The sequence below is a fragment of the Actinoplanes sp. L3-i22 genome, assembly GCF_019704555.1.
GTDB lineage: Bacteria > Actinomycetota > Actinomycetes > Mycobacteriales > Micromonosporaceae > Actinoplanes.
Window position 1 is genome coordinate 6784505 of the sequence record NZ_AP024745.1, and the last position, 22517, is coordinate 6807021.

General features: G+C 67.1%; 12 protein-coding genes and 1 pseudogene. 1 reads left to right on the forward strand and 12 read right to left on the reverse strand.

The window, feature by feature from the left end:
- Window positions 1-8: 8 nt before the first annotated feature.
- From L3i22_RS30580 to L3i22_RS30610, 7 genes and pseudogenes are all read right to left on the reverse strand, one after another.
- Window positions 9-563: pseudogene (locus tag L3i22_RS30580) on the reverse strand (transposase); the annotation flags it as partial.
- A 303-nt stretch (window positions 564-866) separates the two neighbouring features.
- Entirely contained in the window at window positions 867-1217 is a 351-nt protein-coding gene (locus L3i22_RS30585) for a hypothetical protein (RefSeq protein ID WP_221320971.1), read from the reverse strand.
- 36 nt (window positions 1218-1253) lie between these two features.
- On the reverse strand, window positions 1254-12434 hold the full coding sequence (locus tag L3i22_RS30590; RefSeq protein WP_221320972.1) for a LamG-like jellyroll fold domain-containing protein: 11181 nt from the start codon (window positions 12432-12434) through the stop codon (window positions 1254-1256).
- Between the two features lie 178 nt (window positions 12435-12612).
- The gene (locus tag L3i22_RS30595) at window positions 12613-13179 is read right to left on the reverse strand and encodes a hypothetical protein (RefSeq protein ID WP_221320973.1); all 567 of its coding nucleotides are present in this window, start codon (window positions 13177-13179) and stop codon (window positions 12613-12615) included.
- A 59-nt stretch (window positions 13180-13238) separates the two neighbouring features.
- Window positions 13239-13595 carry a transposase gene (locus L3i22_RS30600; RefSeq protein WP_221330234.1) on the reverse strand — a complete coding sequence of 119 codons (357 nt, stop codon included), beginning with the start codon at window positions 13593-13595 and terminating at the stop codon, window positions 13239-13241.
- On the reverse strand, window positions 13592-13990 hold the full coding sequence (locus L3i22_RS30605; RefSeq protein ID WP_255657287.1) for a transposase: 399 nt from the start codon (window positions 13988-13990) through the stop codon (window positions 13592-13594). The genes L3i22_RS30600 and L3i22_RS30605 overlap by 4 nt, the downstream gene beginning before the upstream one ends.
- Before the next feature lie 351 nt (window positions 13991-14341).
- Entirely contained in the window at window positions 14342-15004 is a 663-nt protein-coding gene (locus L3i22_RS30610) for a hypothetical protein (protein WP_221320975.1), read from the reverse strand.
- Window positions 15005-15162: 158 nt separating this feature from the next.
- Between L3i22_RS30610 and L3i22_RS54680 the strand changes: the two genes are divergently transcribed.
- Window positions 15163-15552 (forward strand): DUF6192 family protein, encoded by a 390-nt coding sequence (locus tag L3i22_RS54680; protein WP_221330235.1) that lies wholly within the window; start codon window positions 15163-15165, stop codon window positions 15550-15552.
- Here L3i22_RS54680 and L3i22_RS30620 read toward each other — a convergent pair.
- From L3i22_RS30620 to L3i22_RS30640, 5 genes are all read right to left on the reverse strand, one after another.
- On the reverse strand, window positions 15468-15920 hold the full coding sequence (locus tag L3i22_RS30620; RefSeq protein WP_221320976.1) for a hypothetical protein: 453 nt from the start codon (window positions 15918-15920) through the stop codon (window positions 15468-15470). The two genes, L3i22_RS54680 and L3i22_RS30620, sit on opposite strands and share 85 nt — an antisense overlap.
- Complete coding sequence (locus tag L3i22_RS30625; RefSeq protein WP_221320977.1) at window positions 15911-16396, reverse strand: DUF6301 family protein; 486 nt, start codon at window positions 16394-16396, stop codon at window positions 15911-15913. The genes L3i22_RS30620 and L3i22_RS30625 overlap by 10 nt, the downstream gene beginning before the upstream one ends.
- A gap of 20 nt (window positions 16397-16416) precedes the next feature.
- Window positions 16417-20898 carry a hypothetical protein gene (locus L3i22_RS30630; RefSeq protein WP_221320978.1) on the reverse strand — a complete coding sequence of 1494 codons (4482 nt, stop codon included), beginning with the start codon at window positions 20896-20898 and terminating at the stop codon, window positions 16417-16419.
- A gap of 13 nt (window positions 20899-20911) precedes the next feature.
- Entirely contained in the window at window positions 20912-21259 is a 348-nt protein-coding gene (locus L3i22_RS30635; RefSeq protein WP_221320979.1) for a hypothetical protein, read from the reverse strand.
- Between the two features lie 82 nt (window positions 21260-21341).
- A complete protein-coding gene (locus L3i22_RS30640; RefSeq protein WP_221320980.1) occupies window positions 21342-22472 on the reverse strand; it encodes an SseB family protein in 1131 nt (376 codons plus the stop codon).
- Window positions 22473-22517: the final 45 nt, after the last annotated feature.

The following is a 22517-nucleotide window of genomic DNA, read 5'->3' on the forward strand; positions in this document are numbered from 1 at the left end:
GCGACGGTTCACCGCCAGGTCGGGGTGCTGGTGCCGGTCAGCCGTCGGATCATGGTGGCTGTTGACGCCCACAATGTTCGCGACACCGACGCTTCGGTCCGGCTTCTAGTCGCGGGTCAGCCGACAGTGCAGCATCAGGGTGCCGTAGACCTGTTCGACGATCCAGCGCTTCTTGACCGGGACGAACCCGGCCCGGGTGTCGGATCGTTTGACGACTTCGACGTCGATATTCAGGACGGCGCCGTGGGCGGCGAAGTCCTGCTGGAAGCCGGCGTTGACCCAGGCCCGGGTGACCGTCGGGGTGTGTTCGGCGACCTGGTCGAACAGCCGGATGCCGATCAAGTTGTCACTGATCGACGCGGTGGTCACCACAACGGCGATGATCAGGCCGAGGGCGTCGATGGCCAGACCACGTTTGCGGCCGGGGACTTTCTTGCCGGCGTCTTTGCCAATCGTGGTCTTGGGGACACGGTTCGCGGCCCGGATCGACTGGTGTCGAGCACGACCGCGGACGGGTGCTGGGCGCGACCGGCCCTCTCCCAGGCCTGGCAACGCACCAGATCGAGGACGCCCGAAATGGCTGGCTGCCCGCACTTCCGGTCGCTGGACCCTACCACCCAGCTGGTCCGCGATCAGGCCCACGCCAACCGCTGTCTGGTCGTCGATTCCCGATCGCCGGCCAGGTCGACGCGGCTCCGTTTCGCCTCTCCCTGGGCAGAGACCGCGTGATACTGCCCAGGGGCAGGCGCGCCCACTTGGTCCGCGACGTTCGAAAATTCGCCCGGCGAGTGATGATCAAACAACACAAGTCATGCAAACCGCCTGAACCGCAATGACGGCCCAAAGTACGCTGATTAGCCGCCCTCTCATGCCGAGGGTAGATAGATGGCGCGGGATTGAGGATCATAAACTGCCAATCCTTTCTCCCCAGCCGTTCTCAGGACAAAATCTTTAAGCTCACCCTTTCTCGACCACGATATTGCCAGCAACACGCATTCCTCCGTGCGATAGACCTCCGAGGCCCAGGGCGAGTCGTCGTCATCCGTTTCATCATCAGCATCCGGATATGCTTCCATGACGGCGTCATAGAAATTGCTCACATCCAGACTAGCCTCAACCACACCCGCAATACCATCAGTCAATTGATCATATATATGGAATGCCTGGTCAGGGTCAATCATTGTCGTCTGACGCCAGATTGCCAGGTCAAAGCTCATAGTTTTCACACCCTTCGATCACCGTTTACGTGCCTACTATTTACGGTCAATCCAGACGTCGAACGTGCCTACAATCGTTTTTCCATCTTTAGTAGTGACAGTGTTGCCAGGCTCGTTCAGCCAGTCATCGAATGCTTGCTGATGAGGGTTGCGCTTGCCAGTGGCGCCCTTAGTTTCGATGCCGAGCCACTGACCTTCGATCTCGACAAGACCATCGTACTTCCGGGTTTTCTTGAAAGCTGGCGACCGAACTTGGGTTTCCTTCCGAACAACGTTCGCGCCATCAAGCTCGAGGTGATCCCATGCGTTTATCTCGTCATCCTCACCGACTTGCCCTCCGCCATTACTTTTACCAAATGTGCCGTTACCCCAACGGACCTGACCGCCAGTACCGCAACCACACGTCCCGGAATGCCCGGTGACTGAACCGCCGCAGTTGTGGACTAGAACTGGCTCGTTTCCAACCAAGACATAGTACGTATGGAGGTCGTTGACCGTCAGGTCGTCCATCCAATTGAGGCCGGTCCAGATCGTGACTGCGGCGACGGTCTGGGTCGACACACCGTCAGCGTCGCGAAGTTCGTCGCCCACCTTCAGGTCTTGAGCCTCATCCCATTTGCTGTCAGTGGCGTTCCAGAACGGGTGCTTCACAGTCGTATGGACGACAGCCGCCTTGGCCGTTTTACCATCCTGAACCGTTATGTCGACCAGGTCGGTATCTTGATGGTGATGCAGGACGCTTACCGATTTATTCTCGGTTTTCCCGGACTTCGGATCAGTCGCCACAACTTGATCACCAAGCTTGACGTCACCAATCTTCTTCTTGCTGCCGTCCGCCATTAGAACCTGAGTCGACGGGGCGAAGCTGTGGTTGTCGGATTTCGGGCAACTTCTGTTTCCTCCACTCCTTCCACCAACAACGGCTCCGACCAGTGCGCCAGTGCTGGCGGCCTGCGCAGTCTGGGACCAATTGACGTGGCCAGTTGTAGCCACCTGTTCGGCGGCGTCTGCGACTCCGCCGCCGACTCCACCGGCGATACCGCCGGAGATAGCTTTGCCGAACAAGTTCGCGCCGAGCTTGCCGGCCGCGTAGCCAGCCACCTTGCCGCCGATCGCGCCGCCAAGGCCGCCAGTTGCCAGGCCGATTGCACCGGAGATGGCTGCGCTGGCGAAAGAATTACCAAGATCGGAAAGATTGTGGATGTCGCCGGAGGCCGCGTCCTTGAGCATATTGATCGCGATGCCAGCAGCCATGGCTCCAACCGGCCCGAGCGGCGTAAACGCCAGAGCGACAGTCGCAACTACGGCAACGACAGCAATAATTTGCTTCTTGTGCTCCTTAACATACTTTACGGACTTTTTGGCAGCGTCGCCGACGATTTTGACGGCCTTGACTACTGCTCGGGCTGCCCGCTGCTTGAGCGCAGCGCCTTTTCGTTTGGCTTCTTGGTGAGCTTTATACGCCCTATGCTGCTGCGCACGCTTCTTTTGTGTGGCGCGTTTGCGGCCTTGCTCGGCCTTCTTGGCCAGGCCTTTCATGCCGGTGTGCCGGGCTACCGTGGCGACAGCGCTGTACACCTTGGCCTTGGCCGAGTAGTAGGTGGCGGCCGCGGAGTGGTAGGCGTACGAGCCGTAGCTGTAGGCAGCTGAGTATGCCTGCGCGGTGTAGGAACCCACCGCGTGATAGGCGGACGAGGCCACCGACTTTGCTTTGTTGAACAGGCCCCCGAGGCTCATGTGGCCGGTGGGGTCGGTGTTCATCATCGGGTTCGCGCTGGCGTACTGGTACCGGTTGGCGTCGATGGAGTCGGGGGCCGGGTTGTTGGCGACGGTGTCGCGGTTGTCGAACTGGCCGGTGCCGGTGTTGTACCAGCGGGCGGCCATGTTGACCCGGCCGGTGGTGGTCTCGGTGTACTCGGATTGGTAGCCGAGGTTGCCGACCATGCCGGTGCTGGTCTTCACGGTGCCGAGCGGGTCGTAGATCGTCTTGCCGGCCAGTGTGGTGCCGGCGGTGGTGAACTGGCCGACGACGTCGTCGTGCAGGTCGGTCCAGACCAGGCGGGTGTTGCCGGCGGAGGCGGCGCCGACCAGGTCTGATCCGGGGTCGCGGACGTAGGTGGCGCCGGAGTCGTCCTTGGCCAGGTCGTTGCTGGTGCCGGTGTAGGAGAACCCGGTTTGCAGGGCTCGGCCGAGGGCGTCGTAGCCGTAGGTTTCGGTGCCGCCGTTGTAGGTCTGGGTGATCGTCTGGTCGAAGGCGTCGGCGGTGGTGGTGTAGGCGTTGTTCGGGCCGACCACGTTCTTGAGGGTGCCGCGCGGGGTGTAGCCGTAGCTGACGCCCGTGTTGTCGGTGGTCAGGCGGTTGCGTTCGTCGTAGGTGTAGGTGGTTGAGCCGTTGCCGGTTCGGTTGCCGGACAGGTCGTAGGTGTAGCCGATGGTGGTGTTGCCGTCGCCCCAGGAGGTGAGCCGGTCGGCGCGGTCGTACGTGTACGTGTTGGTCGTGGTGGCGGTGGTGCTGCCGAAGTTGGTGGTCGTCTTCGAGGTTTCGTTGCTGTTTTCGTCCCAGCCGTACGCGATCTTCGCGAGAGACGTGCCGCCGGAGGTCTTCAGCTCGTCGGCAGTGGTGCGGTGCAGGCCGTCGTAGGTGAAGATTCGCCGGTTGGCGGTACCGCCGTAGGTGATCTGGCTGACCGCGGACGTCTGGTCGTAGGTGTAGGTCAGGTCCGTGCCCGCGGTCGTGTTCTTCAGCGTGAACAGCCGGTCGGCTTGGTCGTAGGCGTAGTTCGTCGTGCCGGCGGCGTCGGCGCGGGAGGACATCAGGCCGTCGTCGGTGTAGGTGAAGGACGAGTTACCGGACGGGCCGGTGACCGCGGTCGGCAGGCCTCGGTCGTCGTAGTCGACCGTGTTGTCCCCGGTGGGTGAGGAGAACTTCGTGACGCGTCCACCGAGGTCGTATCCGAAGGTGCGGGCGCTGGTCGCTGCTTCGGCGCCGGTACCGGACTGGCTGGTCAGCTCGCCCATGTTGTCGTAGGTGTAGGTCTGCGCGATCCCGCCCGGGGAGGTGCGCTTGACCGTCTGGCCGGCCGCGTCGTAGGTCGTGGTGTAGCTGCGGTCGGTTTCGGCGGGGTACTGGCTGGTGGCCGGCTCGATGGTCTTCTCGGGCAGGTTCCAGGTGTTGTACGTGGTCCAGAACGCGTTCTTGCGGCCGTCGGTGAACCGGGTCCGGTTGCCGAGCAGGTCGTAGCCGAAGGAGGTGTCGACCGCTGTGCCCTGAGTGTCTGCGACGGTGGTCGGCTGGTGTTCGCCCAGGACCAGGCCGGTTGCGTCGTAGGTGAACGAGGTGACCGTCTTGCGTCCGTCGGTGCTGGTCAGCACGTTGCCGGCGGCGTCGTAGGTCTGCGCGCTGCTGGTCAGGGCGGGAGTGCTGGTCCTGGTGGTGTACGCGGCGGTTGCGGTCGCGCGGCCGAGCATGTCGTAGCTGGTGGACTGGTATGCGCCGTCGGGTTGTTCGACGCCGGTGGGGCGGCCGAGGCCGTCGTAGTCGGTCTTGGTGATCTGGCCGGCGCCGTCCTTGACGGTCAGCTGGTCGCCGGCGTTGTTGTAGGTGTAGCTCTCGGTCACGCCGGCCGGGCTCTTCGTCGATTCGAGCAGGCCGGCGGTGTTGTACTTGTTTTCGGTGATCAGCGTCTGGCCGGTCTGCCGGACCGCCTGCGTCGACGTGATGGTGCGGCCGAGGTAGTCGTAGAACGTTGAGGACACCGCGCCGGTCGGGCCTGTGACTGTCAGCGGCTCGCCCACGTTGTCGTAGGTGGCGGTGGTTTCGCCGCCGTTGGGTGTCACTGTCTTGGCGAGCCGGCCGAGCTGGTCGTAGGTGTAGGTGGTCTCGTTGCCGAGCTCGTCGGTTGACTTGGTCGGCTGGCCGAGCGTGTCGTAGTCGGTCTTCGACATCGGGTTGATGGTGGTCACGCCGTCGGGCGTGACGTATTTCGCGCCGTGGGTCTCCAGGACGTTGCCGGCTCGGTCGTAGAACGTCCAGGACTTGTTCTGGTTGGCGTCGAGGCTTTCGGTCTGGTCGCCGAAGGTGTCGTAGCCGGCCCAGGTGACTGGCCGTGCGGGCGTCGGGAGCTTGCCGAAGAGTTCGTTGGTGACGGCGGGGCCGGTGGTGACGGTGGGCCGTTCGCCTTCGTCGTAGCTGACGTCGGTGAGGTTGCCGAGCGGGTCCTTGGTTCGTACGGCCAGGCCGCTTTCGTCCAGCGTCGCGCTGGTGCGTGAGACCGTGGCGGAGGCAGCGGGTGCGGTGCCGCTGGTGATCGCCGCGACCTGGGTGGTGCTCAGGGAGCTTTGGTAGGCCTGGACGTCGGCGATCGAGCCGGTGAAACCGGTGCCGCTGGTGGGCTGGCCGATCAGGATCGACGATGCTGGGGCGTTGAGCGTCTGGCTGCTGGTGAGGGTGGCTTCGGCGGTGCCGTTGACGTAGAGCACCACCGTCTTGGCCTGCGGGTTGACGCTGACCGCAAGGTGCGTCCAGGAGCCGAGCGTGGGCGAGCTGGTGCCGTCGCCGCCGGCCGACGCGATGGTGCCGTCGGTCTTCTCGGCGGCCAACCCGACGTGCCAGCGGTCAGCAGTCTTCGCGTAGGAGACGCTCAGCGGGAGCGTGCTCAGCTTGCCTTGCAGCGCGACGATCTGGCTGTCGGCGCCCTTGCTGGTCAGTTTGACCATCGCCGAGAGGGTGTACGGCTGGGTGGTGTCGACCGGCGCCTCGTCGCCCTTGATCGTCGAGGTGGTGCCGTTGAACGTGGCGACCTGGCCCCGGGTGGTGTCGTTGGTCCAGGTGATGTTGGTGGCGGTCAGTGGGTTGTTGCCGGAGCTGTCGGCGACGGTGGTGCCGCTGGTCTGGTTCATCTTCCAGCGGGCTACCGGGGTGGTGTCCGGGCTGGCGTTGTACGCGGTCTGCGCGGTGATGCGGCCTTCGCGGTCGTAGCGGTAGCGGGTCGCGTTGAGCGCGCTGCCGGTGCCGACGTTCTGGACCGTGTTGACCACGTTGCCGATCGCGTCGAGGTCATTGGTGGTGACCCGGTTGACCCCGTCCGGGTCGACGATCGTCTGGTACTGCCTGCCGGCGTTGTCGTACTTGAACTGGGTCTTGGTGACCCCGTTGTTGGTCCACTGTGTGATCAGGTTGCCGTCGTCGTCGTACTCGTTCTTCTCCTGCAGGTACGCGTCGCTGCCCTGGGAGATGGTGACGGTCGCGGTCAGCCCGTTGTCGGTGTAGGTGTACGCGGTCGTGCGGCCCACGGCGTCGGTGCGGCTGATCAGCCGGCCGGCCGGGTCGTAGATGTTGCTCACGATGGGCAGGTCGGTGGCGGCGGTCGGGTGGTTCGGGTCGCCGGTCCAGCCGTGCATCGTCTCGGACAGCACGTTGCCTTCGGCGTCGACGTCGAAGGTCGTGACGCCGCCGTCGGAGTCGGTCTCCGAGGTGACCTGGCCGTAGGGGTTGTAGGTGAAGCTGGTCGTCTTGGTGAGCGCGTCGGTCTGCGACTGCTTCTGCCCGAGGCTGTTGAACGTGACGGTCTGGGTGCGGGCTACATCGCCGCCGGTGCTGTCGGAGATCGTTTGCGACGTCATGTTGCCGTCGGCGTCGTAGACGTTGGTGGTGACCGCGGTGTGCGTGGCGCTGGTGACCCGGTTCGTGATCGTCGGATCGGTCTCGGTGAGCACCCGGCTTTGCGCGTCGTAGGTGAACGACGTGGTGCGGCCCTGCGCGAAGGTGCTGGTGGTGACCTTTTCCGCGAGTTTGCGGCCGAGGTTGTCGTAGGTGTAGTCACTCACCTCGCCGGCCGGGGAGATGGCTTCGGCCACGTCACCGTTGGCGGTGTAGAAGATCTGCTGGACGCCGCCGCCGGCGTTGACGATGCGGTAGGGCAGCCCCGGCGGGGCGAAGGTTGTGGTGGAGCCGAACGCTTTGACGGTGGTTCCGTCGGTGAACAGGGTGCTGGTGGTGCCACCGAGCGGATCGGTGGTGACCAGCGGGTTGCCCTTGGCGTCGTAGTCGTAGGTGGTCTTGTAGGCGTTGTAGTTCGCGGCCGTCTTGTCCGCCGGCGTGCGAGCGTCACGGCTGGCCGTCATCAGGTCGTTTCGCGGGTCGACCGGGCTCGCCGCGTTCAGGTAGTACTCGTAGTAGGTGCTCGAGCACTTGTTGGCCGACTGGTCCTGGCAGGTGACCTGCTGGACGGTGTTGCCGCGGGCGTCCTGGACGGTCTGGGTGCGCACCCCGTTCGGGTCGTAGACGAGGCTGTCGAAGCCCCCGGTGTCGTAGCCGTACTTGGTGATCTTGCCCAGCGCGTCGGTCTCGGCGATCTGCCGGTTGTTGATCAGGTCGTAGGCGTAGGCGATGGTCTTGCCGCCGGGGTCGGTGACGGTCACGTTCTTCACCGGCATGGTGATCGTTTTGACCGTGGTGTCCACGGTGGTGACCGCGACCGCGACGGTCTGCTTGCTGGCCTCGAACTGGGCGGCCACCTGGTCGGCGGACAGTTCGCTGGGGTAGAAGGCCGCTTCGGCGAGTTTGCCGGTGTAGCGCACGGTGTTCAGGCCACGCAGGCCGGACAGGCTCGTGCCGGTGTAGCCGGCGCCGAGGTAGGCGTTCGGCTGGTTACCCGGGTCGAGCGCCATCGTGCCCTTGGTCGTGCTCTGCGCGACGCCGTCGAGGTAGAGCGTCTGGGCGGTGCCCGACGAGGTCAGCACGGCGCTGTGCCACTTGCCGTCGTTGACCGCCGTCGCGGACGACAGCGACTGGTTCCAGTTCTGCGAGACGGCGCTGTTGCAGGTGTAGATCTGCATCTGGGTGTGGTTGGTGGTGGCGCCGCTGGCCGAGTCGAGGCACTTGCCGGAGTTCGGGTTCTTCAAGGTGGCGCCGGACTGCTGCCACACCTGGCCGACTCCGCCGCTGCAGGTGGCGAGCTGGACCACCGTGCCGTTGGCCGCCAGAGCGCCCTTGACCTCCAGGCACTTGCCCAGGACCTTGACCGGCCCGGTGCCGCCGGCAGGCAGCGTGAAGTTCTGCGACACGGCGGCGTTGCAGTCGTAGATCTCGGCTTTGGTGCCGTCCGCGGTGGCGCCGGCGGCGATGTCGATGCACTTCGCGTCGGTCGCGGAATGCAGCGGGCCGGTGGGAGTGGCCGACGGGGACAGCCCGCGGAGCCTTCCGTCGGAGGTGGTCCACAGCCAGGGCAAGCCGGGGGCGGTGGTATCGCCGATCGCGCCGGCCTGAGCACCGAGCAGGACACCACCGGTGCTGCTGGTGGTGTTGAACCAGACACCAGCGGAGGAGGCTCCGGCGGGGGCCACCGTGCCGGGCAGCGCGATGTTGGAAGTGGTGCCGTTGAAGGTGGCGGCGGTGGAGTCAGCGAACGGGCCGGTACCGCCGAGCGTCACGGCGCTGTAGGTGGCGGTGTCGCCGGCTACCTCGTTGACCGCGTCGGTGGTGTCGGCGTTGGTGTCGCCGAGGCGCCAGTAGTTGGTGGGCTTGCCGCCGAGCACGGAGGCGGCATAGATGTCGCTGCTGCCGCTGACGGTCGGCGTGCCCAGCTTCCAGAGGCCGCCGTTCTCATCAGTCACCGAGGTGACCTGGCCGGTGACGTTGCTGACCGCGACCTGTGCCTGGACCCGGCCGGCCGGAGAAGTGATCGTCTGGATCGTCGAGCTCGGCGTCTTCGCGACACTGTTGAGCAGGTCGACGTCGGCGCCGGTCAGTGCCTTGGCGTAGAAGGCGACGTCGGCGATCGAGCCGTTGAAGTAGGCCGCCGGGGCCGGCGAGACACCATAGTTCTGGTTGTCCGGCCAGCTGCCACCGACATAGCCTGCACCGACGTACTCATAGGCGGAGCCGGCACCCTGGTAGAGCGCGATCGTGCCTGCCAGCGGGGTGCCCTGGGCCTTGCCGTCCAGGTACAGGGTCTGGGTGTTGCCGGCGCCGGCGAGCACGGCGTGATGCCAGGTCCCGTCGGTCACGGTCGCCGTCGACTTCATCGGCGCGATGCCGCCCTGCCAGAACTCGCCGCGCAGGTAGCCGTTCTTGTCGACGTACAACGCCGGCGTGTAGTTACGGGCGCTGGTTCCCGCGGTGATCGCGTCGCTGCTGTAGCTGAACAGCACACCGCTGGCCTTGGTGGTCTTGAACCACATGCTGACCGACTGGTACGAGCCGTCAGCGACCAGTTTGCCGGGCAGCTGCACGTACGACGAGGTGCCGTTGAAGGCAGCGGTGCTCGCCCCGGAGCCGGTCAGTGACGGGGCACCGCCGAGCGTGACGTTCTTGTAGGTGCCGTTGTCGACGCCGGCGTTGGTAAGCACGCTGCTGGCGGCGGAGACGCCCGCGGCGTCGTTGAGCCGCCAGTAGGAATACGGGTTGAGGTTCAGCACCGCGTTGGCGTGCTGGTTGTTGGTGTTACCCCAGGTGTAGGTGGTGCAGGCGGTGGTCGTGCCGGGCGGGCAGACACTGGTCAGCTGGTCGCCGGTGGCGTAGCCGTAGGTCCAGGTGTAGCCGGTGCCCCCGGTGGTGGGGGCCTCGGTGGCGACGGTGGCGACATGCGAGGCATCGGTGCCGGAGACCGGGGTGCTCCAGGTCATGGTCAGCTTGCGGCCCGACGCATTGGTCATCGTGGAGACGCGACCGTTGCCGTCGTAGCCGAAGATCAGTTGCCGCCCGTTAGCGTCGATGATCTTCGCGATCGGGAAGACCTTGCTGCCCGCGGCGCCGCTGAACACGTACTGCGTGGCGTCCTTGTCGGTCAGTGTGTAGCCGGTCGTCCCGTTCTGGGTCAGGATCGCGTAACGGCCCGACGCAGCGGTGAACGTGCCGTCGGCGTTGCGGCCGAACGCGACCTCAGAGCCGTTCGGGTAGGTGATCACGACGGTCTGCACGGCACCGCTGGCGTCGGAGCGTTCGGTGGCTTTGACGTCCAGGATGCTGGACCAGCCCTGGCCGAACGCGCCGGTCCGGCGGGTGTCGACGCTGTTGTAGCTGCGGGAGATCTCCAGCGACGGACCGATCCCGGCGACCTGGGCGTCGCTGGCCGAAGTGGTGTAGTTGCCGTTGTTCGGGTCGAAGCCGGCGCCCGGGTTCTGCGCCAAATCTGAGGTCACGCGTGGCTGCGGCACCGGCGTGGTGAACACGAACGCGTTGGACTCCACGGAGGTTCCGACGGTGTCCCCGACCTTGACGGTGTAGTAGTAGCTGCCGTTCCAGGCCAGCTTGCCGGCCGGGACCTGCCAACTGCTGGAGGTCAGGGCACCGGAGGTGGCCACGACATTGGCCGCGGTGTCATAGACCGTGTACGTGTAGGTCAGGCCCTTGTTCGGGTACGCGTCCGGGTCGTGCGCGCGGGTGGCCAGCTGCGGCGTCAGCGTCTCCACGACGGTGTTGTCCGTCGGGTAACGGGTGTCGACCTGAGGCAGCACGTTCGGGGTGTAGGTCAGCGACAACTGCGGCTTGTACGCGCCGGAGGAATAGGTCCCCGACGTGAACCGCTTCCACGCGACCTTGTCGGTCTCGGACGCCACCAGCGCCAGACCGTAGTTCGGGCTGCCCGACGTCCACGTGTTGAACGTCGCCGGGTTCAGCGTCACGGTCACCCATGTGCCGACGCTGCGGTTGCTGGCGGTATTGGTGCAGGCAGCACCAGGATCGGCCACGGTCAGCGAACCCAGCGCCGACGCGCTCACGGTGGGGCCCGGCCAATTCGCCGACTTCAGCGTGTTCACGTCCCACGACTGCGTGGCCGCGTAAACGCTGAAGGGACGGTTCTCGGAGCAGGAGTACTGCCAGGTCAGGTACAACTTCAGCGACGCTGAGGTGACTCGCTGGCCGGTGGCCGGGGTGCTCGCGCCGGCGAAGTGCAGGAAGGAGCGGGTCTTGGTGGTGGCGGTGGCGTCCCAGGTGCCGACCGGCAGGTTGTCGCCGTTCTGGTCGGACGGGCCGGTGCTCGTGTCGTTGTCGACGTACACGTCGTCGTTGTCACCTGTGGTCACGGTCGGGTCGACCCGAACCGGATACACGCGGGCGGGGTCGTCGAGCCACGCCCGGTCCGCGACGACCTTCAGCGCGGGCTCGCCGGCGACCTCGGTCAGTGACATCGTCACGGCCGAGGAGTGGGCCATGTCGCCGCTCTCCGGGTTGAACTTCGAGTCCTGCATCGAGCCGTGCGGGAACGACGCCTGAACCTTGCCGTCCGCATCGACCAGGTCGACCGAGCCATCCGCGGTCATCCGCGGGGTCAGCCCGTCCAGGTGCAGCGGGAACACCCATTCGTTCTCCGCGTCCGGGGAGTCAAGGACCAGGGTCTCCTTGACGCCGTTGGCGAAGGTCTGCAACTCGAGGTTGGTACCCGGCAGGATCTGCGCATACGTCGCGAGGTTGTCGGTCACCGTGGGCACGACCGTGGACGCGCCGCGCAGGTCGTAACCGACCGAGTCGTCGGAGGGCAGAGTCATCGACACCAGCGGGCCGGCCGCCGGCGTTTCGGTGGCCGGCGTTTCGGTGGCCGGCGCCGCCGGATCCGATGCCGAGGCGGAGGGATCCGCCGTCACCGGGTCCGAACTGGGCGCCGTGGGCGCCGTGGAGGTGGCCGTCGCGGTCGGCGTCGCGGAGGCCGCATCGGAGGGCTCGACCATCGCGGCGCGGGCGCCTTGCTTGCGGACCGGCGTGGCGGTGGCCGCACCGAGGGTGACCTTCAGCGAGTTCGCTTTCATCGACCAGCGGTCACCGGAGGTGACCAGCGTCGGGTCGATCGGCTGCCAAGTCCCGTCAGCGGCTTGGTAGTTCTCCTTGCCCGCGGTCAATACCTGCGTCGTCGAACCGTCCGCGTTCGCGAACTGGTCCATACCCGCCTTGGATTTGCTGGCCTGCCGCTTGCTCGTCTCATCGACGTAGCCGTCATGGCCGCGGGTGGTCCTGGTCGACCCGTCGCCCCGGTGCGGCTGATAGCCGTCAAGGCCGCCCTTGACCTTCTTCTGCACCGAGCCGTGACCACCGTTGGCGGCCGACGCCGACGCCGAGCCGTAGCCGCCGTGTCCCGCGTCACCGTGCTCCTGCACCGGCAGCCCAGTGACCGCCGCAAGCGCCTTACGCAGGGCGAACAGATCCGTGAACCAACCCAGCGGGAAACTACCGCCGGGCTGCACCACCTGGGCCGGAACAGCTACTGACAGTCCGAAGACCACAGCAGTGACAACGGCACAACGCCGCATCCATGACATCGCGAATCGACTCCCCCGTGCGTGGTGCGGCTTGCCGGGGCAGTGTTCGCTGAGAAGATGATCTCGGTCAACGGGGAAACGGCTGAAACTTTGATAACAATAAGATCACGAATATTGAGATTGTTATGTTTACAGTGGACAATCAGCCGCCGCTGAGGCGCTCGTTGATCAATGCCTCGACTTGCGAGAGATCGACCCGGCTGACATTCGCTGCCCCCGAGGCATCGCCGCCGACAACAACGAACTGCTGCTGCGACTGCTGCGCCGCGACCGACCTGACCGCATCACCCGCGATCCCCTGGACCGCCACAATCACCGAGCACCCACCTATCACCAGCGTGCCCACGAACGTCTGCGCATTCGCGGGCGTCTGCTCACCGGTCACGGCCAGGTAGCGCACCTGACCACGGGTTTGCACCGACGCCGCCTGCATCGCCGCCCACACCGGAGCCGCTGCCTCCCCTGCCACGCCCTGCCGATCAGTAATCAGGCAGGCGGTCACATCCCGGTACTCCCGCGGACGCGGCTCAACCTGATCCTCAGGCAGCACGACCCAGACCACCCCGGCGAGCGCAAGCACACCCGCAACGCCCCCGGCGAGGATCGCCTTGCGGCGCGGCGTCCACTCCCGCGGAGTACGCCGCCCCTTCGGCCGCCGCGGCCCGCGCATCGAACCATGCAATCGCTCATCAACTCGTCCACCCAACACGCGCCGAAGCGTAGTGACCTCCACCCGGCCCGGGATCCCCAGTTCAGAGCGACCTTCGGTCACCAATCCAGGCACTGCAGTCCCAGACACCTCAGCCGAACGGCCAGGCGGCGGAATTGGTGCAGCAGAGCGAAGGTCTGCTCGACGACGTAACGCAGCTTGCCCAGACCCTTGATGTTGGGCGTCTTCGGCTTCGCGATGATCGGCTCAGTGCCGCGTTCGCGGCAGGCCTGGCGGAAGGCCTCACTGCTGTAGCCCTTGTCGGCCAGCAAGACCTCGAAGCGGCGGCGAGGGCGGCCCGGACGGCCGGCGATCGGCGGATAGCAGTCGAGCAGATCAAGAGCGCGGCTGATGTCCGGCACATTCGCGCCGCTGGTCAGCACGTAGATCGGGGTCCCGTTGCCGTCGCAGATCAGGTGGTGCTTCGAGCCGGGCTTGCCACGATTGACCGGCGACGGACCTGTCCCGGCACCCCCTTTTTTGCGTCGATGTGACTACCGTCCATCGCCGCTCTCGACCAGTCGATCCGGTTCGCCGCGTTCAGCTTGGCCAGCAGTATCTGATGCACCTGATCGAAGACCCCCGCGTTGGTCCAGCGTTCGAGGCGCCGCCAGCACGTCATCCCCGAGCCGAAGCCGACTTCCTGCGGCAGGTCTTCCCAGCCCAGCCCGGTATGCAGCACAAACAGGATGCCCTGCAAGCAGAGACGATCCGGGATCGGCCTCGGCCCGGGAGCCTTCTCCGGCCACGCCGGCAGGACCGGCTCGATCAACTTCCACAACTCGTCATCAACGACCCACGGCCTGCCCACGACGAACGAACGAGACTGATCTTCAGTTCGCAGTGCTGATCATCATCGATTCAGCAGATCGTGTTAGGGACTCTTAGGACACCGCCACTCAGGTGACCCTCAACGGGATCAATCATCGCGAACCGAACACCCACAGGCCACATCCAGCCAGCAGCGCCCTCCATGCCGTGCGCAAGGAGTCGCTAGGCCTCTTGAACCGTCAGCGCGCGGACGCCGACCAAACGCTCCTTTGCCATAATTCGCCAGGCAGGAGCGGTAGAACTGCCGGATCAAAGAATTTGACAGGCAGATCTATCACAGCGTCGCGATCGGCGAATATTCAGCGCGGGCAGCGCATTTTACGAGTTATCGCTAAAGCCATGCCGCGCAGGTTTCCGCCAGCCAATCCTCAAGGCCGGCAAGCATGGCAACGGTTCCGTAGGAGATAGCTGGCACATTTGTGACCCGATCAGACCGGCCATTGTCTCCGAACGCGAAAGCACTATCAGTGATCGCCGGAACTTCTTGATTTGTCGTGACAACCCCGATGAGCTCCTGCGGCCATGATCTCCAACTGACCGGAGCACCGCTCATCCCCGCAGGGACGGCAACACTCATCTCGCCCGCAAAGTAACTGCCGCCCAACGGCTTATCATAGTCGAAGAAGCGCTGGAAGTGTCCCTTAATGAGTCGGCCCACAAGATCGTCCCGCAGCGGACCGTCCGGATATCCGAATGCCAGAAAGTCTCCGCCGAAGAGCAGAGCATCTCGCTTCGGCAGGAATATCTCACTTGCCATGGTCTCCCCCCGCACACGCTCGGCGATGAGCACAGCAATGTCCGAGGTGTCATGTCTGGCAATGTTGACAACATTCCGCTCGGACTGCCCAGGAATGGCGACGAAAGCCTCCGCGCCCTCGGGCACACAGCGAGAGGCGGTGACAAAGACGTGACGCGCAAGATACGCCCCACACGACCCGCCGATGACCCGCGGGCTGTCGCCGACCTTGTAGATTACGACTCCGGTCGAGTCCATTGGTTGGAACACTGCGCCAGCCTATCCGGCACTGCGGATCGATACGGCTTCGTCGAAGATGCCAGCCTTGAATGTCAACCTCGACGTCGATGCTGATGCTCTGCTCCGTTCCCTCCTAGCCGAACCTCAGCCAGGAACGTCAGGAGCAAGCCCGCCATCTGCTGCGCCGCGACACCGACGCCTCCGCAGTGGTCAAGGACCTGCTGCGCCGCGAGGAGATCGCCGCCCAGGCCAATGCTGATCCACCGAGCCGGCGACTGCTACACGAAGCCGAACTCGACCGATATCGGCAGCAGCAGCATCATCATCATCAGCAGCCAACGCCCGGACCGGCGCCGCGCCCGCCCGACCCGACGCCAGCGGCACGGATCACGGCGGCCGAGACACCACGGGAGGTGCTGGAACCCATCGGAGCCTGCACCGCATTCTGTGTCCAAGTACAACCCTGGTGCCACATCTGCCGTCAGTCCCACAGATCGGGGCGGGACGGGATTTCCAAGCGGGGCATCGGCAGGTTCGAGCCACTCGGGCTGACGAACGCCTTGTAGGCGAGCGAGCCCGGCGACGGGATGTCGAAGACCTCGCGCAGCGCGGCCACCGACATGTCGGCGATCCGGCGGTACTCGGCGGACGGCGCCGGCCACGACAGGCTCAGAGCATGGTTGCGGCTGGGATCGAGCGGGGGAGCCGGCCAGCCGATGCGTTCCAGGGCGGCGGTCTGCTCCAGGGTGAGGTTGGGCCGGGCCAGCGGATCCCAGCCGCTGGCCACCTCGGCGAGGATGCGGCTCTGGCTGAACATGAACTGCACGAAGCACTCGGGGCGCTCCTGATCGCCGACCAGGAGCGCGCCGCCGTCCGGCAGGGCGGCGATGCTGCCGGCGAGCCCGTCGCGGAACGCCGTCCAGTTCACTTCCATGGCCCGGTCATCAGCTGGTTGGGGGTCAGTTGGATGCCGACCGCGTCGTCCTTGGTGATCAGACCGAATGCGGTGTCCGGGCGGCGCCACCACAGCTGTGGTTCCTCGCCCGGCAGCGGGTCGGTCGGCCGGCCGAACTCTCCGGTCAGGGCGGCGGCGGCCGCGGCGAAGGCGTCCTGTTTGAACGCCTCGATCGCCGGTTTGTCCCCGACGGCTTTCTCCGTGAGGTTCATCGAGACCGACTCGACGCGGCTCTGCTCGTCGGTACGGAAGAAGCCGCTCATCGGGCCGAGCCCGAGCCCGGTGTCCAGGAACGCGCCGAGGTCCGCCCACTCCTGGTCGAAGTCGGTCACCTGCCAGCCGAGGTCGGCGGCGGCCTGCGGGACGACGGCCGACATCAGCCACGGCTCGGCCGACAGCAGGGTCCGCGCCGCCCGTACCGTCATGGTCTCGTCGAGGGCTCGCCACTGCGCCATTCGTCGGTACCTCCGTAGTTCTATCGTGCGTCGATGTTGCGCGGGTCGAAGATGTTGTTCGGATGGCCGGTGCCGAACACGAACCGGGTGACCCGGGCGTCCGGCACCACGCCGGCCGCGTCGGCGTGCGGCTGGCTGACCAGCAGGTAGTCCACCTTGATGATTCCGGAGCGGATCTGCTCGGCGATCACCGGGTTGTCCCGCAGGAATTTCTGGAAGTTCGGGTCGAGTTGCATGACCCGCTCCAGGTACGGGCCACTGCCCTGCTGGAGGTGCTCGCGGCCCTCGGTGCCGGCGCCGCCGCCCTTGGCCTCGACGACGACGAGCGTGGTGTTGCCCTCCTGGTCGTGGCCCAGACCCCAGATGTCGAGCTCGCCGGATTTCGGCGCGTCGAACACGCCACCGTGCAGTTCCCTCGGGGCAATCCCGTACTCGCTCATCGCGTACTCACGACCGGCGATCATGCCGACCCGGTTCGAGGCGAGCGTGCGCTGGTTGTACGTCTCCGACCAGGTCCGGGCCGAGTCCCGCAGGTCCTTGATCATCGGTTTCATCTCGGGGTGCTCGCGGGCCACCTCGCGCAGGCGCTCGATGGTCTTGTCGAGGTTGGTCGAGTTGAGGTCCTTCGGGGTGACCCGTTCCAGCTTGCTCTCCGGCAGGCTGGAGTTCGGCTCGACCGCGTCGAGGACCGCGTTCACCGCGTCGATCTTCGCCGCGCGGTCAGTCGTGGCGGTGTCGAGGTCCGTGGCGTGCTGCTGGTAGTTGGTGGTCTCCCCGGCGATCTGCTTCTCGTGCGCGGCGTCGTGCGGGTGGTCCGGCAGGGCCTGCTTGCTGTTGGTGACGTCCCAGCCCTCCGGCTTGCGGAACGGGTCGGTGGCGTAGTGGGTGCGCCCGTCGTGCCCGTACCGGTAGAGCTCGCCGCTCTCGATCCGGAACGTGTTCGCCGGGTCGCCCTCGACGTGCAACCGCAACTTCCAGGGGGTTTGCTGGTTGGCCTCCATCTGGAGGGTTTTGTCGTCTGCCAGGAAGCTGGGATGTTCGTCGATGCCGAGCCGGTCGGCGAGTTCCTTCGGGATGGCGCGCAGGTCCGACTCGGTGTAGGTGTGTGGCTCGGGCGCCGCCGGAAGGTCCTGCTCCGGGCCTTTGAGCAGGTCGCTGAGCCGGCCGGCGGCGGCGTCGTTGAAGTCGTGCGCCGATGGGTTGTCGAGCAGGTCGGTGACGGCGTCGCGGCCGGCCTGGGCGGGCGGACGGTCGCCTCGCAACCCGAGGTGGTCGATCAGTTCGCCGAGCCGCTCACCGGCTCCGGGTTCACCGGCCGCCGCGCGTTCGTGCCAGTCGAGCATCTCGGCGATCCGGCCGTGGTCGTCCGGGCTCAGTTCACGCGCGCCGGTGTCCTTCGGGCTGAGCAGGTTCTTCGTCGGGGCCGGCTCGCCGGCCGCGCGCAGGCGCTCGGTGTGCAGGATTTCGGCGATCTCGTGGCTGGTGACCGTGGAGACGTGCTCGGGGCGGGTGCCGGAGTTCGCCCTTACGTCCCAGACGTCGCCGTGTTTGGCGTGCGTGGACGTGCCGACGAACCGGCGGTCCATCGGTTCGGCGCCGAACTCGGCCTTGATCTCGCCTCGACCGTCGCCGGGCCGCAGTACGTCCGGGCCGCCGCCGTCGGGCCGCTCGAACTCGACGTCCCGGAAGATCCGGTCCAGCACGCCCGGCACGGACTCGCGCACCTCACGGCCCACCGCCACGGTGTCCGACGGGCGGCCGAAACCGTGGTAGTCACCGCCGACCACGTGCTCGGAGTGGATCGGGTCGGCCGCCGGAATCTCGCGCGGCAGCTGCGGCAACAGCTCTCGCAGCTTGTCGATGTTCAGCAGCCGATGGGTCAGGCTCGGCGGGCGGGAGGTGCCGAGCTCGCCCAGGCGGGCCGCGATGTCGTCGGGCGAGGACGGGCGCCGGATCGGCTGGCCGTCCTTGAACGCCGGGTCGGTGAAGTTGTCCCGGACCATGTCCTGGAACCGCCGGGCGGTCGCGTCGAGCCGGTCGGCGGGCGCATCGAGGACCTTGCGCACGGTCTCCGGCGTCAGCCGGGGCTCGCCACCCTCGCCGGGCCCGAACCGGCGCGCCATGGCCCGGTCCATCGCGGCCTGGTCCGCGGTCCGGTTCTCCGACCAGCGCTGCACCCGTTGGGCGTAGTCCCGCCAGCGCTTCTGGTTGTCCCGATTCTCGGGCCTTTCGCGCGGACCGTCCCCGCGCTCGTCCCGCAGCGGATCCCGCCGATCGTCACGGGCGGGATCACGGCGCTCGTTGCCTGAGTCGCGCGGCGACTCACGCCGGTCATCTCGCGTCGGATCACGACGGTCGTCACGCGTGGGATCGAGGCGCTCCTCGCGCGGCGCGTCGGATCGCGGTTCCTCACCGCGTCCATCGCGCGCCGGCGCATCCGAGCCGGGCCGGGCGTCCCGGGGCCCGGCATCCGTCCTGGCGTCCAGGCCACGGTCAGATTCAACACCACGATCAAACCCAGTTTGCCGTACGTCGCTTCGCGCCCCGCCGTCACCGAACCGCCCACCACCCTCGCCGCCACCGCTGTGCGCACCCACCGGCTGCGGCGCGCCGGCAGCGTCGGGCGACGACGACTCACCCCGTTCCAGGTTCCGGGGACCACCCACCTCGGCATGGCGCCCGTTCCCGGAGGAGGACGCCGCATCGGACCCGTCGCGGACGGGAGCACCGTCGGACGGCGTGGCCCGCTCACCACCACCGCCGCGCTCAGCGGGCCGATCGGCGTCAACCGGCCCGCCGTCTCGCGCCGTCCTGTCCGATCCGGCCCGCTGCGAGCCGTTCGCCGCGTTGTCCGGCGTGGCCGGCTCGGTCTCGCTGTCTCGCGTCCCCTGGTCGGACGCACGCTCCGGCGAGGGCCGATCCGTCCCGCTCTCCTGGGACGGCCGCTCGCTCCCGCCCGACTGCTCCGGAGCGGTCCGATCCGTTCCACCCGGCTGCTCCGACGCGGGCCGGTCGGGGCCGGCCGAAGCCCGGTTGCCGTCGCCGGACGTGCTCTCCGGACGCGCGTCGGCGCTGTTCTCCGATGATGCGGGCCGATCGGCGGGCTCGGCGCGCGCGTTCGGCGTTTCCGGCTCGGCAACCCGCAGCTGCCCGCCACGATCCGCCCCGCCGCCCTGCTCCTGCGATCCGCCCGCCGGATCGGTCTCACCCCGCGTCGACCGGTCGCCGGCAGACTCACCACGCGAAGGCTCACCCGAGCCGTGCGACGACGCATCGCCCGACGTCTCCCCGCGCGAGGACGGCTCGCCCGAAGCACGCGACGAGGAACCGCCTGCGGATTCGCCGGGCGTCGACGGCTCGGCCCCCGGCTCGCCGGAGGTGCGCTGGCCGCCGGTCTCCGACGGGGCGCTCTGCCCCGTACCCGCATCCGATCGTGACGGTGATCCGAGCTTGCCATCGCCCAGAGCGCCCTGCTCACCGAGTTTGAGCCGGAGATCGGCCCCGGCATCGCGCATCCCCTCGCGCATGCCCTTCGCGCCGAGGACCCCGCCGAAGAGGCCGGCGGTGGCGACCCCGTCGAGGGGGTTGAAGTTCTCCCGGTCCACGTAGAGGCCGTGGTCCTTGGCCCACTGCGTCAGGCCCATCGCGTCGAACAGGTCGTCGCGGTACAACCGCAGGTAGTTGTCGCCGAGCTGCCCGAGGGCCATCGCCCCAGCCTCGGTCAGCGGATTGTGCCCGCCCATCGCGATCGGCCCGCCGAGGAACCCGGCGAAGAACCCGTCGACGACCTCACCGGCGAACTCGATCGGGTCGAAGTTGGCCATCGGGTCGTGGCCCTCGGCCGCCTGGACCGCCATGATCCCGGCCTTGGACCCGGCCGTGAACATCGCGAACTGCAGGCCACGCTTGAGCCCGGCCTTGAGCGCCGCCTTCACCGCGCCCTTGAAGCCCTGCCCGATCAGCTTCTCGACCAGTTCTTTCAGCGCCGTCTTGAGCGCCTGCCGGCAGGTCGCGATGGCCAGGCCCTCGCCGACCGCGGAGAGCCCGACCGTCTCGATGATCGTCAGGACCACCTCGAGCGTGGCCATCGCGAGCATGACCAGGTTGACGACGTCCATCATCTTGGCCGCTTCGACGCTGAGCGCCGCGCCGTGGACCATCTTCTGCATCTCGCCGAACGTCTGGGCGTCCGCGTTGACCTGCTCCAGGTATTTCTGGAGGTGATCCTGGGTCTTCTGCGCGCCGCCGTCGCCCTGCCAGACGCGGTACAGCTCGCCGAGCTGCTGGCGGACCTCCTCGGCGTGCTCGGCGTGCAGCTGGGCGGCCTGGCCGTAGTAGTCGGCGAGGTCGAACAGTTCCAGCTCGCGACCCTCGGGGATCTCGACGAGCATCTCCAGGACCGGTCCGACGATCGGCACCCACTGCTCGCACTCGTGGAAGAATTCGAGCAGCTCGTCGAGGATGGTGTCGAAGGCGGAGCCGAAGCCGTTGCTGCCGGGCATCAGGCGTGCGGGCTCACATCACGCCCGCGATGTCGGTGCCACCGGTCTGGTCAGCGACGTCGTAGTTCGTCATCGCGGTGACCACGTTCGTGCCGACCTCGTCGAGGACCTTGCCCGCGGTGGCCAACCGGTCCTGCAGCGCGTGCGCGAGCGTGCCCTGCTCACCCATCGGCTTGTGGTACTGCTGCTCGAACGCCTTGCCGGCTTTGTCGGCGCCCCACGGCGTGCCGCCGTCGAGGCCCTGGATCCTGGACAGCAGCGCGGCCGAGCGCTGCTGAAAGCTCTCCGCCGCGGCTTTCAGCCGCTCACCGACCTGTGCGGCGGCCTGCGGGCCGTCCGGCAGATTCACGTACGAACTCATCGACGCGACTCCCTCCCCCGACGACGCCGAACCCTCATCGTCACCAGAAACGGATCACCGGCACCCATGACAGATGTCATGGTCAATCACCGCGGAGCACATTCAGCACGGACGGGCGCCACCAGGCGAGCTCGGTGTCGTAGGTGCCGACCACCACCTCGTGGCCGCTGACGAGCCGGACCAGCTGCGCGCCGTGCGGCAGGGTGACCTCGGCGAGCCCGGGATCCGTGCCTGCCGCCACGTGCCAGCGCACCAGGTAGCCGTCGACGATCCCGGACGGGCCGGCCGCGGTCACCGTGCCGCTGATCCGGGCGCCACCCTGCTCGAGCAGGCTCTTCGCACGATCGGCGGTGATCTCGGCCTGAACCCGGATCATCGGTGGCGCGACCGGTTCGTCCTTTCCTGAAGAGACAACGGTTTCCGGCGTACGGCGCCGGACCAGTTCCTGTGCCCAGCGAAACAGATCCGGCACCTGCGCGCCGGTGAACGCGGACTCCATCGCCGAGCCGGGATTGACCGTGAGCCGGTACCCGTCACCGGGCCACGCCCGCACCACCGACAGCAACGGCACCCGGATCGTCGCGCCCTGGAAACCGGCCTCGGTAAGCCGCCGCGACGACGTGAACACCGCGATCGTGGCGTCCCCGGCCGCCCGCCGCACCAGCCACGGAAAACCGGGCCGGCGCAGGTCGCCGGGGCGCGCCGGGGCATCGACCGGCAGCAGGACGTCCGAGGTGACCAGCAGGTCGAGGTAGACCTCGGCGTCGCCGGACTGCTGGGCCGCGCGCATAGCCCGTTCCCGCTCGTCGGCCGGGCGGAACGCCGGCTCGGCGGCCACCTCCCCGGCCAGCTCCTGCACCTGCTCCGGGCCGAGGTACGCCCCGATCGGCGTGTGCGGGCTGATCGCCAGCCCCCAGCGCTCGTTCGGCCACGACCCGGCCAGCTCGGCGAACGTGACCCGCCGCCAGCCGTCGGTGACGTGCTCCATCGCTTCGTGCAGCGCCTGCACGGACGTGTAGACCAGCACGTACGTCTGCTCGTCGCGCTCCCGCACGACCAGGCGCTGCCCGTCGTCGCCGGCCTCGGCGAACCCGGGCAGGTAGAGGTCGCAGGCGAGCAGCACGTCGGCGAACGTGTCCGCGTCGTCGTCCGCCCACGCCTTGGCCAGTCGCCGCTCGACGCTGTTGGCCGCTGTCCAGACTTTCCCGTCCACGCCGGCAACCTATCCCAGCAGCGAGTCGATCGAGATTGCTCGACG

Excerpts from the sequence above, each read along its gene's own strand:
- L3i22_RS30620 (WP_221320976.1), bottom strand. The coding sequence starts at position 15,920 with ATGGAAGTGAACTGGACGGCGTTCCGCGACGGGCTCGCCGGCAGCATC.
- L3i22_RS30625 (WP_221320977.1), bottom strand. The coding sequence starts at position 16,396 with ATGGCGCAGTGGCGAGCCCTCGACGAGACCATGACGGTACGGGCGGCG.
- L3i22_RS30610 (WP_221320975.1), bottom strand. The coding sequence starts at position 15,004 with ATGGACTCGACCGGAGTCGTAATCTACAAGGTCGGCGACAGCCCGCGG.
- L3i22_RS30630 (WP_221320978.1), bottom strand. The coding sequence starts at position 20,898 with ATGCCCGGCAGCAACGGCTTCGGCTCCGCCTTCGACACCATCCTCGAC.
- L3i22_RS30635 (WP_221320979.1), bottom strand. The coding sequence starts at position 21,259 with ATGAGTTCGTACGTGAATCTGCCGGACGGCCCGCAGGCCGCCGCACAG.
- L3i22_RS30585 (WP_221320971.1), bottom strand. The coding sequence starts at position 1,217 with ATGAGCTTTGACCTGGCAATCTGGCGTCAGACGACAATGATTGACCCT.